The sequence below is a fragment of the Deltaproteobacteria bacterium genome (assembly GCA_026388415.1).
In the GTDB taxonomy this organism is placed as follows: Bacteria; Desulfobacterota; Syntrophia; order Syntrophales; family JACQWR01; genus JAPLJV01.
Map to the genome: position 1 here is coordinate 1 of JAPLJV010000019.1, position 13,766 is coordinate 13,766.

The following is a 13,766-nucleotide window of genomic DNA, read 5'->3' on the forward strand; positions in this document are numbered from 1 at the left end:
ATAAGTGCAAAATAAATGTTTTTTGGCAAAACCTCTTTTTTGCCGCCACGTCTCCAAAATCTTAATCATCATCACTACATATCCCAGCTCATCACGGCTCATCCCGCTTCATTTTTTGGCAATACCCCCCCTCACTTCATATTCGGCGTGCGCGCATTATCGGACAGGGCAATTGCTACCGCCGGAGCCATGGCAATACGTTCCGACACGCAGGAATACATCTCTTCACCAACATACCCGCAGGCAATTTCAGGGCTCAAAGGATCAAATATCTCGGCGCTTATCCCCAGCTGTTCGCCGACGTAATCGACGATGGTTTGGTAAACATTCATGACACCGGACACATAAATCTTATTGACCCGTTCGTTACCAAGGGTTTCCGTAAGATATTCAAACGTTCTTTCTACTTGCCTGATTAAACGTTCCATAGCAGGCAGAACAGTTTCCCATATCTCCTGCTCCGATAAACCATAGCGATCTTGAGGGGTCAGGTCGGGCGAATCTGGGCTCAAGCTGAAAATAATCTCCCTGGCCCGTTTCTTGTCACAGAGTTCCGGAGTAGTACCATCGGTCGCCTGCGCAATTCGATTATTGATGGATTCAACCAATAGTTCCAGGAGGCTGCTTATTCCGGCCTTGATGCCGCGCGTCATGACGAGATTGCCGTGTGAGTAAATATCAATGCGGGAAAAATCGTTGCCGATGAACAAGCTGGCTGCAGTTCCATCATAGCCAGGCATCCACTCGGTGCGGAATATATTCTGCATGGCAAAAGGCGTAATGGAAATACCTGTCAAAGGCCAACCGGCATGAGAAAAGAGCTCCTGCAGCTCCTCAACCTCACGCCGCGGCGCTGTATAATACATAATGTCATATTTGTTTACGCCCTGATCAAGCGTTTCCCCCAGGACTTCAAAATCCAATATGGTTTCATTTTCATCAACGGGCGATTCTTTTTTAATAGTAAAATTAACGACTGTTTCTATTTGATTTTTCTCTACCCGCGGTATCCGGATATGATGGACTTCGACGTTGGCCGCCGACATAATCGCCCATAATTGCGCATTCTTGTTAACGCCACAAAAAGAGTTGAGCTCGTTTTTTAGAAAAACGTTAAATTCTGATGATTGACGGAGGATGGGCGGAACCGGCACCCGTTTTTGATCAATTAACGTAGGTTTGGCATCGGCCCTGGTGGTCTTCACTATCCGCAGGTACTCATGCCCGATGTCTATCCCCACGGTAACCGGTTTGCCCGCTGATACCTTGCTGGATCGGACCACCTTGACATTCCTTCCCGGGGGTGGCGTAAAGGAAGGCTTTTTTATCTCTGGGCTTTTTGTTTCCGGTGCTTGATCAGACTCCTTCTTGCGAATTACATCAAGGAGCTTTTCGGTGGACGTGATCTCGTTTGATCGGGCCAAGTCAATCCTCCTGCCAGTTACTGATAACGAATGGAAAATATTAACTACTTTGTTTACCGAAACTTCGTCAGCCAAGGACGATTACATGCCGTTCACTGATGCTTTATTTTACTCCAATGTTACTAACCTATAGCATTTCCTCTTTTTATGCAACTTTTTTTCATACTCTGCGGTCGGAAAATAGCAAACCTTCCGCACCATGTCAAGAATATTTTTACATTAGTGGACCTTGGCAGCGGGTGCGGAGATTAAAAAAATACTTGCTTGGATATTAAATTTAATATATTGAACAGCTGTCAACGGATAAACAGCGATGAGCTTCAACAAAGGAGAGGTCACTATGCGCAATTACTATAAGCTTTTGTTATTGATAATGGTGTTGGCAATTTCGGGCTGTGGCAGCGGCGCAACCAGTGCTGATCCCCTGGGCACCGATACCATAAGCGTGATCGCTGCCCCGACCTCCCTGGGCGCGGGAGAGAGCAGCGTTATAACGGCTACGGTAAAACATAAAGACGGCACAGTGGCCACCCTAAGATCTGTTACCTTCATTGTAACGAGTACGACGGGGGGGAGTATTGATGTTTCGGAAAAGGATATTGACGGCAACGGTGTAGCTACTGTGAATTACACTGCCGGGACGGGTGTAGGCACCGTACAGGATAAAGTCAAAGCGAGTATCTCCAACGGCGCTTCCGCTACCGTACTTATTACCAGGACGAACAATTCGGTTGTCCTTGCAGATTCTTGCGGTGGCGTTGTTGCCGCTTCAGGCAGTTGTACTATTACGGCAACCGTCACGAATAACTCCGGCGCCCCAGCCAGCGGAATAGATGTATCGTTTGACATTTCGACAAAAGGTACCGGATCGCCGAAACTGTCTCCGCTGCCTGTTGCACCAGCTACTACCACTGTCGTTACGACTGATGGCAACGGAGTAGCCAAAACTATTTACACCGCTGGCGCAACTGCTGGCATGACCGATTGGATAACGGCAACGATCACTGGTGGGAGTGCTGCTATCTTTATAACAGATTAATAAGACTTCAAAAAGCTCATAATTAGGAAAAATTTCGGTCAGGAGCGGGTGGCTGAGCAGTATCGGCGAGGCAAACCGCTCCTTTTTTTAAATCTCATTCATTCTTGACAATCCCCTCCTCATAATTTAGAATCCAGATAACGCTTAATCACCACTAACGAGGTAAACACCATGCCCATTTATGAATTCAAGTGCAAAAAATGCGGGAATATTTTTGAGACCTTGTTTTTCTCCCTGCAGGAAAAGAGGCAGGTTTCCTGCCCGGACTGCCAATCGAAAAGAACGGCACGGGTGATGTCCATCTTTGGCGGGAAATCCGGGGGCGCATCATCTGCCTTGGCTGGCGCTGCGGCCGGTTCCTCTTCCTGTTCGGCCAGTTCCTGTTCCCCCGGCTGATCCTGCTGATATAAAGCGGCAGGTAGCCGCTGAAAACTCCATATCATCTGAATATGGGTACTTCAAATCCCCCTCAATCCCCCCTTACTAAAGGGGGAGGAAAGAGGAGGGCTGCCTTCGCTAAAGAGGCCTTATTCTCCCCTCTTTGGCAAAGAGGGGTTGTGGGAGATTTTCGTTGCCCTTTTTTTATCATTGCCAAAAAATGAGATGCGTTATATAGCTAAAGGCAGAGACGTTTGAAAAGTACCCCTACTTTGTCATTCCCGTGCAGACGGAAATCCAGTCTTTTCGCGGTTTTCTGGATTCCCGCCTCCGCGGGAATGACGACTAATACTAAATAAGGAGCATTCACCATGAACATACTTATGTTTGGACCCAACGGTAGTGGGAAAGGGACGCAGGGAGCACTGATCCTGGCAAAATTGGGGATCCCCCATATTGAAGTCGGCGTAATCTTTAGAAACAACATTAAAGCCGGGACGGAACTGGGCAAGAAGGCCCGCGCCTATATTGATAAGGGGGAACTGGTGCCCGACGAGATTACTGTCCCCATGATCCTGAATCGCCTCCAGGAGGCGGACTGCGCCAAGGGCTGGATTCTGGACGGTTTCCCGCGTAATATCACCCAGGCGGAAGCGCTGCATAAAAATCTCGGCGAACGGGGCATGAAGCTGGATTATGTAGTCGAAATTGTGCTGGCACGAGAGGTCGCCAAAAAGCGGATCATGGGACGCAGGCTCTGCCCAAAAGACAATAACCATCCCAACAATATCTTTATCGAGGCCATCAAGCCGGCCACGAAAGACGGCGCGATAGTATGCCGCGTTTGCGGGGCCGACAACCTGGCCACACGGGCCGACGACCAGGATGAAACGGCCATTGACCAGCGGCACGGCGTTTATTACGACGAAAAAACGGGCACCATGGCAGCGGCAAATTTCTTTCGCAGCCGCGTAAAAGTCATTGCCGTGGACGGTGGCCCATCCGTCGGCGAGGTCTCCCGGCTGATTCTCGCACAACTGCCGTAGCCCGAGACCGATCCCAAAATACTAACGGAGCCTTCCTGAAAAATCGGAGGGCTTTTTTCTATCACAGAGGTGAAAACAGTCAGCATAACAATGGAAAATATCCGTAATTTCAGCATTATCGCCCACATTGACCACGGGAAATCCACTCTTGCCGACCGCTTGATCCAATTCACCGGCATCACGGACGCGCGCACCTACAAAGATCAGATTCTCGACAACATGGATATCGAACGGGAGCGCGGCATCACCATCAAGAGTCAGGCCATTGCGCTGCCATACCACGGGCAGGACGGCCGGGATTACACCCTCAACCTTATTGATACGCCGGGCCATGTGGATTTTTCTTATGAGGTTTCCCGGTCCCTCGCTTCCTGCGAAGGCGTGCTGTTGCTCATTGACGCGGCCCAGGGAGTACAGGCGCAGACCCTGGCCAATCTCTATCTGGCCATGGAGCACAACCTCGAAATTATCCCAGTCATCAACAAGATTGATCTGCCCTCGGCGGACGTGGAACGGGTGATTGAGCAGATAGACTCTGAGCTGGGGCTGGACCCGGATAAACACCTCCAATGCTCGGCGAAGGAAGGAACGGGCATTGACGCGATTCTAGAGGCCGTGGTGGAGAGGATTCCACCCCCCCAGGGCGATCTGGCAGCCCCGCTGGCGGCGCTTATATTTGATGCCCATTACGATTCCTTTCGCGGGACCGTGATCCACTGCCGGATCTTTAACGGCACAGTAAAAAGCGGCGACACGATCCGCTTAATGTTCAACAATGCCGCCTACCGGGTAGAGGAAGTCGGTCATTTCATGCTGACTCGGCAAAAAAGGGACCAACTCGCGGCGGGCGATGTGGGCTACATTATCGCCGGCGTCAAGACTGTCTCCGATGTGCACACAGGGGACACCATCACCCTCGATAACCGCCCCTGCGCGCAACCGCTGCCCGGATTCCGGGAAGTAAAACCCGTGGTTTTTGCCTCCATTTATCCGATCGCCTCGGACGACTATCAGAATCTCGCCGATTCGCTGGAAAAATACAAGCTCAACGACGCCTCTTTTATCTATCAGAAGGACTCCTCCGCCGCCCTCGGGCAGGGTTTCCGCTGTGGGTTCCTGGGTCTGCTGCATCTGGAAATTGTTCAGGAAAGGTTGGAAAGAGAATATGACCTCTCCATCATCCTTTCCGTGCCTAGCGTGCGCTACCGCTTCACCTTAAAAAACGGGACGAACATCGAGGTGGATAACCCCACCTACTACCCCGATGTCAGTTCCATTGAAGGTTCCGAAGAACCCTATATCCGCGCCGTCATGATGCTCCCGGAGCGGTACTTGGGCGCCGTCATGAAACTCTGCATGGACAAGCGGGGCGGCAACAACACGCTCAATTACACGGGCCCGGGCCGCGTGGAACTGGTCTATGAGATGCCGCTTGCGGAGGTCATTTTCGATTTCTACGACCGCTTCAAATCCGTGACCCAGGGTTACGGATCATTTGATTACGACCTGATTGATTATCGTCCCGGCAGCCTGGTCCTCGTGGATATCCTCGTGAACGGAGAAAAAGTGGATGCCCTATCGCAGATCATCCATCGCGACCGCGCCCGCAGCCGCGCGCTGCAGGCCTGTGAACGGCTCAAGGAAGAGATCCCCAAGCAGATGTTTAAAATTGCCATCCAGGGGGCCGTCGGGGGGGAAATCATCTCCCGCACCACTATCTCCGCCTTTCGCAAGGATGTAACGGCCAAGTGCTACGGCGGCGATATCAGCCGTAAACGCAAGCTCCTGGAAAAGCAGAAGAAGGGCAAGAAGCGGATGAAGATGATCGGCTCGGTGAGCATCCCCCAGAGCGCCTTTCTGGCAGTTCTTAAATCAGACAATGACTGATGACCATCCCCCCGGCCTTTATATCCACATCCCCTTCTGCCGCACGAAGTGTCATTATTGCGGCTTCTATTCCACCACGGCCCTCGCCCGGGTCCCGGACTTCCTGCAGGCCATTGGGAAAGAAATGGACATCTACCGGGGTGATTTCGGTACCTTCGATACTATTTACATCGGCGGCGGCACGCCATCTGTCCTCTCTGTAAAAGACCTGAGCACAATCCTGGCAGGCGTAGCTGAAAAATTCAACGTCTCTCCACAGGCCGAAATCACTTTGGAAGCCAATCCCGGCGATCTTTCTTTAACGCTCCTGCAAGATTTCCGGCGTCTCGAAATCAATCGCCTGAACCTGGGCATTCAATCCTTTGACGATGACGCCCTCAGTTTCCTCGGCCGTCGCCATAGCCGTCAGCAGGCAATCCTTGCCATCGAGATAGCCCATAGGGCCGGTTTCGACAATCTTGGCCTGGACCTGATTTACGGGCTGCCTGGCCAATCGCTCGCCGACTGGCTGGGCACCCTGCGTCAGGCCCTGTCCTTCCAGCCAAGCCATCTTTCCTGTTACCAGCTCACCATTGAACCCAAGACGCCCTTAGGCATCAGACACTTAAAAGGTGAAGTATCCCTGCCCGATGCAGAAATGCTGGCCGACTTATTTTTCCAGACCGCTGCGGCCCTGGAGCAGGCCGGCTATCTTCACTACGAGGTCTCTAATTTTGCCCGGGACGCAGCATCCTTATCCAAGCATAATCAGAAGTACTGGCGACATACGCCCTATCTGGGCCTGGGACCGGCGGCGCACTCCTTCTGCAATAATAAGCGCTGGGGGAATCATCGTGACTTAGCCCGTTATATTAATGACTTGAAAAGTAATGCGAAACCCATTGATACGGAAGAAATGCTGACCCCGGCAGAGCTGCGGCTGGAGGCCCTGTTTCTGGGATTACGGACGAAAAAAGGGATTGATCTGGATAATTTTCGGGAGCGTTACGGCTGCGATCTTCTGACAGAAAAGAGAGCGACAATTGCTCATTTGATAGACGAGGAACTGCTCGAAATAAGCGGCGGTCGCCTGCGGCCAACTCTAGCCGGCATGGCGGTGGCCGACAGCCTGGCCTGTATATAATATCACCTAAAGAGAACTTCAAATCCCCCTCAATCCCCCTTTACTAAAGGGGGAAATTTTGGTTCCCCTCTTCGGCAAAGAGGTGTTAGGGAAGATTTTCTTCAAGGTAGTCCATGACATCCCGGAAATTTTCGTAGTGGATGCAGGCGGTGCCGTTATTCTGGCAAGTATCGTAAAGTATGTACTTGGCGAACACAAGATCGGCGGTCTTTGCCGGACAGACATCGGAATAGCTGTCCCCGACATAGATGATACGCCGGTAACCGGCGGCAAACCCCTTCAGAATATTCGTTTTGCAGGTGCCGCATTTACCGCAAAGCTCATTTGCGTGGGGGAAATCAATCGTGAGACCATCGCCGGGGCAAAAAGTGGCGGTATTGGAGAAGAATTCGATGTCGGCCAGATTATACTTATGCAAAACGGTCGCGATATAAAAATCAAGTCCGTCGGAGGCGATCTTGAGATCGTAGCCGCGCTCCCCGCAGAAGCGGTGAAATTCGGCAAAGTAGGGATCAATGGTCGCATGAGTGTGGACGTATTCCACCATCTGTTCCCTGCTGCCCCGCATCAGCGCGGCGATCCGCGTATAGGCCTCGCGGGAGCCGATCTCGGCGGTGCAGAAGGCGCGGTCAATGTCCCGCCATTCCTCGCTGCAAAAGCGATCCAGAATCTTGCTCCCCATGTCCACGCTGCAGGCGGTACCGTCGAAGTCACAGATAATTAATATTCTTTCCCCCGGCAAAGGCTCTAATGCTGCTATTCCTGCCGGGGGAAAGAGGGTTGATTTACTTTCGTCGGTCATTATTTGGGGGCCGTTTGGGCCATCTTCAGGAAAGGTGTAAATAAATCTATGGGGATCGGGAAGAGGGTGGTGGAATTGTTTTCCGCCGCCACGTGCGTCAGTGTCTGCAGGTACCTGAGCTGCAGCGAGATGGGCTGGGTAGCCATCAGGGCGGCAGCCTCAATGAGTTTCTGGGCGGCCTGGAATTCGCCTTCGGCGGCAATCACCTTCGCCCTTCTCTCCCGTTCCGCTTCCGCCTGCTTGGCGATGGCCCGCTTCATCTCTTCCGGCAGGTCAATTTGTTTCACTTCCACGTGCGAGACCTTGATTCCCCAGGCATCGGTGCTGCGGTCCAAAATCTCCTGGATGTTGATGTTGATCTTTTCCCGGACCGACAGGATTTCATCGAGCTCAAACTGGCCGCAGACGCTCCGCAGCGTGGTCTGGGCAAGCTGAGAGGTGGCGTAGAGGTAGTTTTCCACCTTGATGACCGCCTCATTGGCATCCATGACCCGGAAGTACACGACGGCATTGACCTTAAGGGAAACATTGTCACGCGTAATGACGTCCTGTGGCGGAACATCCATAGTGATCGTCCGCATATCCACGCGCACCATCCGGTCAATTACGGGAATAAGAATGATCAGGCCGGGACCTTTGGCGCCGATGACCCGGCCCAGACGAAAAATGACCCCCCGTTCGTACTCATTCAGGATCTTGATGGCCGATGAAAGGAACAAAAAACCCAAAACAATAATAATAAATACCGGATAAAAATTTTCCATGATCGTCTCCTTTTAAATTTCTTCAACCTTAAGTTTAAGTCCCGCCACTGTCACTACCCTTATCTTCCGCCCTTTGGATATTTTCTGGTCGCTGCACGCGTACCAGTATTCACCTTCAACAAGAACGCGGCCATCGGCCTCGATATCTGTCACTGCCTCCCCTTCCTCGCCCACCAGGGACGCCTCGCCCGTGTATTGCTTCTGCCGCTGGGCCTTGAGGACCAAAGCGATCACGGCCGCAAAGAACAAGGATATCGTGGCCACCGCCGGTATCAATACCTGCCAGGACACCCGGAGCGCGGGATCGGTAGAATCGAAGAGCATTAACGACCCCATAACCAGCGCGATAATCCCTCCTACCGTGAGCAGGCCGTGACTCATTACCTTAATTTCGGCAATGAAGAGCAGGACGCCGAAAATGATCAGGAGCATGCCCGAATAATTGATGGGCAGGGTTTGCAGGGCAAAGAAAGAAAGCAAAAGCGCAATGCCGCCGATGATCCCGGGCAGCAAAGCCCCCGGGGTGGTAAACTCGAAATAAAGCCCGGCCAAACCTATCAGCATCAGTATATAGGCGATATTGGGATCACTGATCGCTGCCAGTATCCCTTGGCGCAGGCTCATCTTCTTTTCATTGATGATCGCGCCTTTAGTCTTCAGGACTACCTTGACCTTACCGGAAGCAAGGGAAACCGTCCGGTTATCTATCTTTTCCAGCAGGTCCCGCACATCGGTGGCGACCAGATCTATCACCTTGTTTTTCAGGGCATCTTCGGCCGTAATGGATTCGCTCCGGCGCACCGCCCTTTCCACCCAATCTTCATTCCGGCCCTTTTGTCGGGCAATCCCGCGCACGTAAGCTGCCGCATCATTTTCCACCTTTTTGACCATCGTCTTGTCTATCGCGCCGCCAATACCAATGCTCACCGGATGGGCGGCGCCGATATTAGTGCCAGGCGCCATGGCGGCAATGTGAGCGGCGACGGTAATGATGACCCCAGCCGAGGCCGACCTTGCACCAGAGGGATACACAAAAACAATCACCGGGATGGAGGCGTTCAGTATGCCCTTGGCGATATCCCGCATCGCCAGATCCAACCCGCCCGGCGTATCAAGCAAGATGATGATTCCCTGGGCGCCTTCTTTGGTCGCAGTCTCAATATTCTGCACGATGTACTGCGCAATGGGCGGCGTAATGGTGGCATTGACCGTGATCACGTCAAAGACCGGCGCCTTCCCAACGCCGTAAGAAAAAACCGGACAGAGCAGCAAGACCGCATAAAACAGGTACATCAATTTTTTGCTATTTATTTTCAATGACATAGGTCCCATAAAGTCAGACTTTCTTTATTCCCAGCTCGTTCATAATCATCTGTACGTCCTCCCAGACTAATTTCTTGGCGGACGGATTTCTCAGCAGATAGGCGGGATGGAAAGTCGGCATCACCTTAATTCCGGTGTATGTATGAAATCTTCCCCGCAGTGCGCTGATGGGGATGTCTTTTTTAAGCAACGTCTGGGCGGCAAAAGTGCCCAGGGCGCAGATAGCACGGGGGGCGATGGCCTGGAGTTGCTTGATCAGGAAAGGCTCACAGGCTGTAATCTCTGGCGCTTCCGGGTCGCGGTTGCCGGGGGGGCGGCATTTGATGATATTGCAGATGTAAACATCCCGGCGAGCCAAACCCATGGCCTCGATAATCTTCGTCAGCAATTGACCGGCCCGGCCTACAAATGGTTCCCCCTCGCGGTCCTCATCGGCCCCCGGCGCCTCGCCGACGAAAACCAGCGATGCCTTAGGGTTGCCGACGCCGAAAACCAGACTTTTTCTCAAGGTGCCTAAGGAACAACGCTGACAGTCGCCCATCTCCGCCCGGATCGCCTCCAGACCGACCAGGCCCTCTTCGCGCACATCATCGCTCTTTTCCGGGCCTAATCCCAATTGCCCCCTGCCCTTCTGACGCGTAAAAGGCTGCGGTTGCCCGGTTTCCTGATTCCACAGGATGCGCGATTTTACGGAATCCAGCATGCTTGCCAATTCAGCCTTCAGTTCTTCCTCGATCATGATGATCTCTGATTTCGGCCAATTAACTTGTCCAGTATCCGGTCCGCCACCTGCATTTTATCCAACAAGGGCAGTTCTTCGATTATCCCGTCCCGGCCCATAATGGTGACGATGTTGGTATCGCCCTGAAAACCGGCGCCTTTCTTGGTAACTAAGTTGGCCACGATGTAATCCATATTCTTCTTTGCCATCTTGCTTGCGGCATTTTCCACGAGATTTTCTGATTCCATGGCAAAGCCGATCAAGAAACGCTTGCCTTTATTTTTACCCAGCTCGGCAATAATGTCCGGATTTCTCTCCAACTTAAGGAGCAGCGTGTCATCACGCTTTTTTATTTTATTTTCGGCGCGCACGGCGGGGCGATAATCGGCGACCGCCGCCGCTTTAATGACCACTGTGGACTGCCGATAATTCTCCAGTACGGCGTCCCGCATCTCAACGGCCGTAGAGACGCCAATATATTTCATCCCCCGTGGCAATGGCAGAGCAGAGGGTCCGCTGACAAGAGTGACTTCGGCGCCGCGGCGTTTCGCGGCAATGGCCAGCGCGTACCCCATTTTGCCCGATGAATAATTGGTGATAAAGCGGACGGGGTCGAGGGGCTCCCGCGTCGGTCCGGCCGTGACTAATATTTTTTCGCCCGTCAAGTCCTTGGCAGTTAAAATTGTTTCTATCTCCTCGACAATATCTTCGATCTCCGGTAAGCGACCGGCGCCTGCGGCTTTACAGGCCAATTCACCGTAGGCCGGCGCCAGTAAATAAAATCCCCGCGCCGCCAGTTTTTCCATATTTTCCTGAACTGACGCCTGGGCCAGCATATTGGCATTCATCGCCGGACACAGGAGCACCGGGGCTTTCGTGGCCATGACCGTCGTCGTCAGCAGATCATCGGCCAGGCCGCCGGCAATCTTGCCGATGCTGTTGGCGGTGGCGGGTGCAATCACGAGGATATCGGCATAATCAGCTAAGGAAATATGCGCCAATCCGTCTTCCTGCCAGGGGGCAAACATGTCACTGTAAACAGGCTGGCCGGAAAGGGTCTGCAAGGTAAGCGGGGTGATAAATTCCCGGGCATGAGCAGTCATGATAACCTTCACCGCCGCGCCCTGCTTGACCAGCAACCTCGTCAGGCCGGCTGCCTTGTAAGCGGCGATGCCGCCCGTGATACCCAGAACAATCTTGCTACCCCTCAACATTTCTCTGCTTGTCCCCCCGCTTTTTTTCGTATAGCCGTCTACGTTTCTGCTTGTTCGAGCTAACATAACAACAAGAGAAAACAATATCAAGATTATTTTCCCGACCAAATACTGCTTAGACCGGGTGATTGTCCGTTCCCCACAAAGTATCCCTCAATATATTGCGGTTCCGTTAAATATTGAGGCCAAATAAATCTATTATGTTTTTCTGCTCCTCATTTCTATAAATCTAACCAACTATTATTAAAAGATTAATTTAGAAAGACGATCTTTATCGGCTCTTGGCAAGCCGTTTGCTATTCCTCTTTCAAGGCCCTCTTAAGGGATAACAGTCAGATACCAGAGCAATGAAAGGAGAATGTACAATGAGAGCAATATATTCCAATTTTATAGTGGTGGCAACGGCGGCTCTGCTTGTGCTCAGCGTGCCTGCGCAAGCGTCCAGAATAGATGACCGTATCGAATCAACCGCCAAACGGTCTTATGTTTACAGGACCTACCTCCAGGGTGACGATATCAAAATCAAGTCCAGGGACGGCATTGTTACCTTGACGGGAACTGTCTCTGAAGAATCCCACAAATCATTGGCGCAGGAGACCGTAGAAGACCTTCCCGGTGTCAAGATTGTGGACAACAGATTGGAAGTCAAAGGTGAACGTCCCACTGAAAACTCGGATGCGTGGCTAAGGATGAAAGTAAAAACAATACTTTATCTCCACAGCAGTTTGAACAACGCGAATGTTGAGGTTACCGTGAAAGACGGCATCGTGGCATTGCAAGGCAATGCTTTCGACCAGGCACAAAAGGAATTAATGACTGAATACGCAAAAGATGTTCAAGGAGTGCAATCCGTCAATAATGAGATGACCGTAACACAGGCCTCGGTGAAAAAGCGGACGTTTGGCGAAAAGATTGATGACGCTTCCATCACTGCCCAGGTCAAGATAACACTGCTCTATCACTACTCGACCAGTGCCCTCAATACCAAAGTTGAGACGAAGCGTGGATTAATCACCTTATATGGTAAGGCCGGGAACGCAGCCGAAAAGGACTTGGTAACCAAGCTTGCTAACGACGTAACCGGTGTCAAGGGTGTACGGAACCTCATGACCATCAAGTAGTCAGGGACCGAGGCCAACAGGAGTTATCCTAAGGCTCTGGTTTATCGAGGGCTGGTTTCCGGTCTTCCCTTGCCTTGCTGTCTCGTTCTTTGGAGCCGAGCTCGGGACATATCGGTGGGGCAGCGGAGCGGTCAGGTCTTTTTTGATCGCCAGAGAAGGCCTCGCCGCCATCTGAGTTATAATTGCGGGAGGCATACTTTGGCTGATTTACCGGGGCGTTGCGTCGGTGAGTGGGATATGTCGAACTCTTCTAAGGGGACCTCATTGCGGAATGAACTCGCGAGTCAATCCAATAGAAGCATCAAATACCATCCTCCTGCCAAAGCATCCCTCAATATATTGAGGTTCCACCAAATGTTGAGGCGAAACGAATCAGTTCATGCCTTTCTGTTTTTCTTTCCTATTAAGCTAACCACCTGTCATTAAATGATGAATAAAAACTTCTGATTTTCCTTCGGCATTGGCAGGCCATTTGCTATGACATTGTTATCATCCTTGTAATCATACGAAAGTGAGGATGGGAAAAACAACAGAATTCGTGGAGAAGATCTTAAGATACGAGCAATAGACACAAAGAGGGTGCCCATAATTGGAGCAGAAAAGGAGGAGTGGTTATGAACAGATTTAAAGCAATACGAACTTATCTTTTGTTTATCTTAATCCTGAGTGGTTTTTTAATTACCGGATGTGGAGGGGGAGAAACCTCACATTGGTATGAAAAAGAGACGACTAAGGCGATTACCGCATATTCGCTTAACGGGGTCGCAGGAACTATAAATGAACCGGCAATGACCATAGCGGTAACCATGCCGTTCGGGACAAACGTAACGGCCCTGATTGCGACATTCACGACCACAGGGACAGGCGTAAAGGTGGGAACGACGGTTCAGACGAGCACTGCAACGGCGAATGACTTCACAAGTC

At 51.6% G+C, this 13,766-nt stretch carries 13 protein-coding genes; 6 read left to right on the top strand and 7 right to left on the bottom strand.

What is annotated here, in order from left to right; translation table 11 throughout:
* Positions 1-131: 131 nt before the first annotated feature.
* On the bottom strand, positions 132-1,424 hold the full coding sequence (locus NT140_04810; GenBank protein ID MCX5831195.1) for a hypothetical protein: 1,293 nt from the start codon (positions 1,422-1,424) through the stop codon (positions 132-134).
* A 340-nt stretch (positions 1,425-1,764) separates the two neighbouring features.
* Here NT140_04810 and NT140_04815 point away from each other — a divergent pair, with 340 nt between their 5' ends.
* Complete coding sequence (locus NT140_04815) at positions 1,765-2,463, top strand: hypothetical protein (protein ID MCX5831196.1); 699 nt, start codon at positions 1,765-1,767, stop codon at positions 2,461-2,463.
* Between the two features lie 179 nt (positions 2,464-2,642).
* On the opposite strand, the gene NT140_04820 is transcribed toward NT140_04815, so the two are convergent.
* Positions 2,643-2,906, bottom strand: a complete 264-nt coding sequence (locus NT140_04820; GenBank protein ID MCX5831197.1) for a hypothetical protein — start codon at positions 2,904-2,906, stop codon at positions 2,643-2,645.
* A 306-nt stretch (positions 2,907-3,212) separates the two neighbouring features.
* On the opposite strand from NT140_04820, the gene NT140_04825 reads away from it, so the two are divergent.
* From NT140_04825 to hemW, 3 genes are all read left to right on the top strand, one after another.
* The gene (locus NT140_04825; protein MCX5831198.1) at positions 3,213-3,887 is read left to right on the top strand and encodes an adenylate kinase; all 675 of its coding nucleotides are present in this window, start codon (positions 3,213-3,215) and stop codon (positions 3,885-3,887) included.
* 90 nt (positions 3,888-3,977) lie between these two features.
* On the top strand, positions 3,978-5,774 hold the full coding sequence (gene lepA / locus NT140_04830) for a translation elongation factor 4 (GenBank protein ID MCX5831199.1): 1,797 nt from the start codon (positions 3,978-3,980) through the stop codon (positions 5,772-5,774).
* Entirely contained in the window at positions 5,767-6,897 is a 1,131-nt protein-coding gene (hemW, locus tag NT140_04835) for a radical SAM family heme chaperone HemW (GenBank protein ID MCX5831200.1), read from the top strand. Before lepA ends, hemW begins: the two co-directional genes overlap by 8 nt.
* Positions 6,898-6,982: 85 nt before the next feature.
* On the opposite strand, the gene NT140_04840 is transcribed toward hemW, so the two are convergent.
* Genes NT140_04840 through coaBC form a run of 5 tightly spaced genes read right to left on the bottom strand, consistent with a single transcriptional unit; the run spans position 6,983 to position 11,721 of the window.
* Positions 6,983-7,699 (bottom strand): MtnX-like HAD-IB family phosphatase, encoded by a 717-nt coding sequence (locus tag NT140_04840; GenBank protein ID MCX5831201.1) that lies wholly within the window; start codon positions 7,697-7,699, stop codon positions 6,983-6,985.
* The gene (locus tag NT140_04845) at positions 7,699-8,463 is read right to left on the bottom strand and encodes a slipin family protein (GenBank protein MCX5831202.1); all 765 of its coding nucleotides are present in this window, start codon (positions 8,461-8,463) and stop codon (positions 7,699-7,701) included. The genes NT140_04840 and NT140_04845 overlap by 1 nt, the downstream gene beginning before the upstream one ends.
* A gap of 12 nt (positions 8,464-8,475) precedes the next feature.
* Positions 8,476-9,756, bottom strand: coding sequence for a nodulation protein NfeD (locus NT140_04850; protein MCX5831203.1), 1,281 nt, complete (start codon positions 9,754-9,756; stop codon positions 8,476-8,478).
* A gap of 43 nt (positions 9,757-9,799) precedes the next feature.
* Positions 9,800-10,525: a uracil-DNA glycosylase gene (locus NT140_04855; GenBank protein ID MCX5831204.1), complete on the bottom strand. Its 726-nt coding sequence runs from the start codon at positions 10,523-10,525 to the stop codon at positions 9,800-9,802.
* Positions 10,522-11,721, bottom strand: coding sequence for a bifunctional phosphopantothenoylcysteine decarboxylase/phosphopantothenate--cysteine ligase CoaBC (gene coaBC / locus NT140_04860; GenBank protein ID MCX5831205.1), 1,200 nt, complete (start codon positions 11,719-11,721; stop codon positions 10,522-10,524). Before coaBC ends, NT140_04855 begins: the two co-directional genes overlap by 4 nt.
* A gap of 365 nt (positions 11,722-12,086) precedes the next feature.
* Between coaBC and NT140_04865 the strand changes: the two genes are divergently transcribed.
* Both NT140_04865 and NT140_04870 read left to right on the top strand, forming a co-directional pair.
* Positions 12,087-12,842, top strand: coding sequence for a BON domain-containing protein (locus tag NT140_04865; GenBank protein MCX5831206.1), 756 nt, complete (start codon positions 12,087-12,089; stop codon positions 12,840-12,842).
* A gap of 614 nt (positions 12,843-13,456) precedes the next feature.
* Positions 13,457-13,766: hypothetical protein (locus NT140_04870; protein MCX5831207.1), on the top strand; the 310-nt coding region annotated here is incomplete at its 3' end.

Bases quoted from the DNA above. Each gene is read 5' to 3' on its own strand.
- NT140_04815 (MCX5831196.1), top strand. From the start codon at position 1,765: ATGCGCAATTACTATAAGCTTTTGTTATTGATAATGGTGTTGGCAATT.
- NT140_04820 (MCX5831197.1), bottom strand. From the start codon at position 2,906: ATGATATGGAGTTTTCAGCGGCTACCTGCCGCTTTATATCAGCAGGAT.
- NT140_04825 (MCX5831198.1), top strand. From the start codon at position 3,213: ATGAACATACTTATGTTTGGACCCAACGGTAGTGGGAAAGGGACGCAG.
- lepA (MCX5831199.1), top strand. From the start codon at position 3,978: ATGGAAAATATCCGTAATTTCAGCATTATCGCCCACATTGACCACGGG.
- hemW (MCX5831200.1), top strand. From the start codon at position 5,767: ATGACTGATGACCATCCCCCCGGCCTTTATATCCACATCCCCTTCTGC.
- NT140_04840 (MCX5831201.1), bottom strand. From the start codon at position 7,699: ATGACCGACGAAAGTAAATCAACCCTCTTTCCCCCGGCAGGAATAGCA.
- NT140_04845 (MCX5831202.1), bottom strand. From the start codon at position 8,463: ATGGAAAATTTTTATCCGGTATTTATTATTATTGTTTTGGGTTTTTTG.
- NT140_04850 (MCX5831203.1), bottom strand. From the start codon at position 9,756: ATGTACCTGTTTTATGCGGTCTTGCTGCTCTGTCCGGTTTTTTCTTAC.
- NT140_04855 (MCX5831204.1), bottom strand. From the start codon at position 10,525: ATGATCGAGGAAGAACTGAAGGCTGAATTGGCAAGCATGCTGGATTCC.
- coaBC (MCX5831205.1), bottom strand. From the start codon at position 11,721: ATGTTGAGGGGTAGCAAGATTGTTCTGGGTATCACGGGCGGCATCGCC.
- NT140_04865 (MCX5831206.1), top strand. From the start codon at position 12,087: ATGAGAGCAATATATTCCAATTTTATAGTGGTGGCAACGGCGGCTCTG.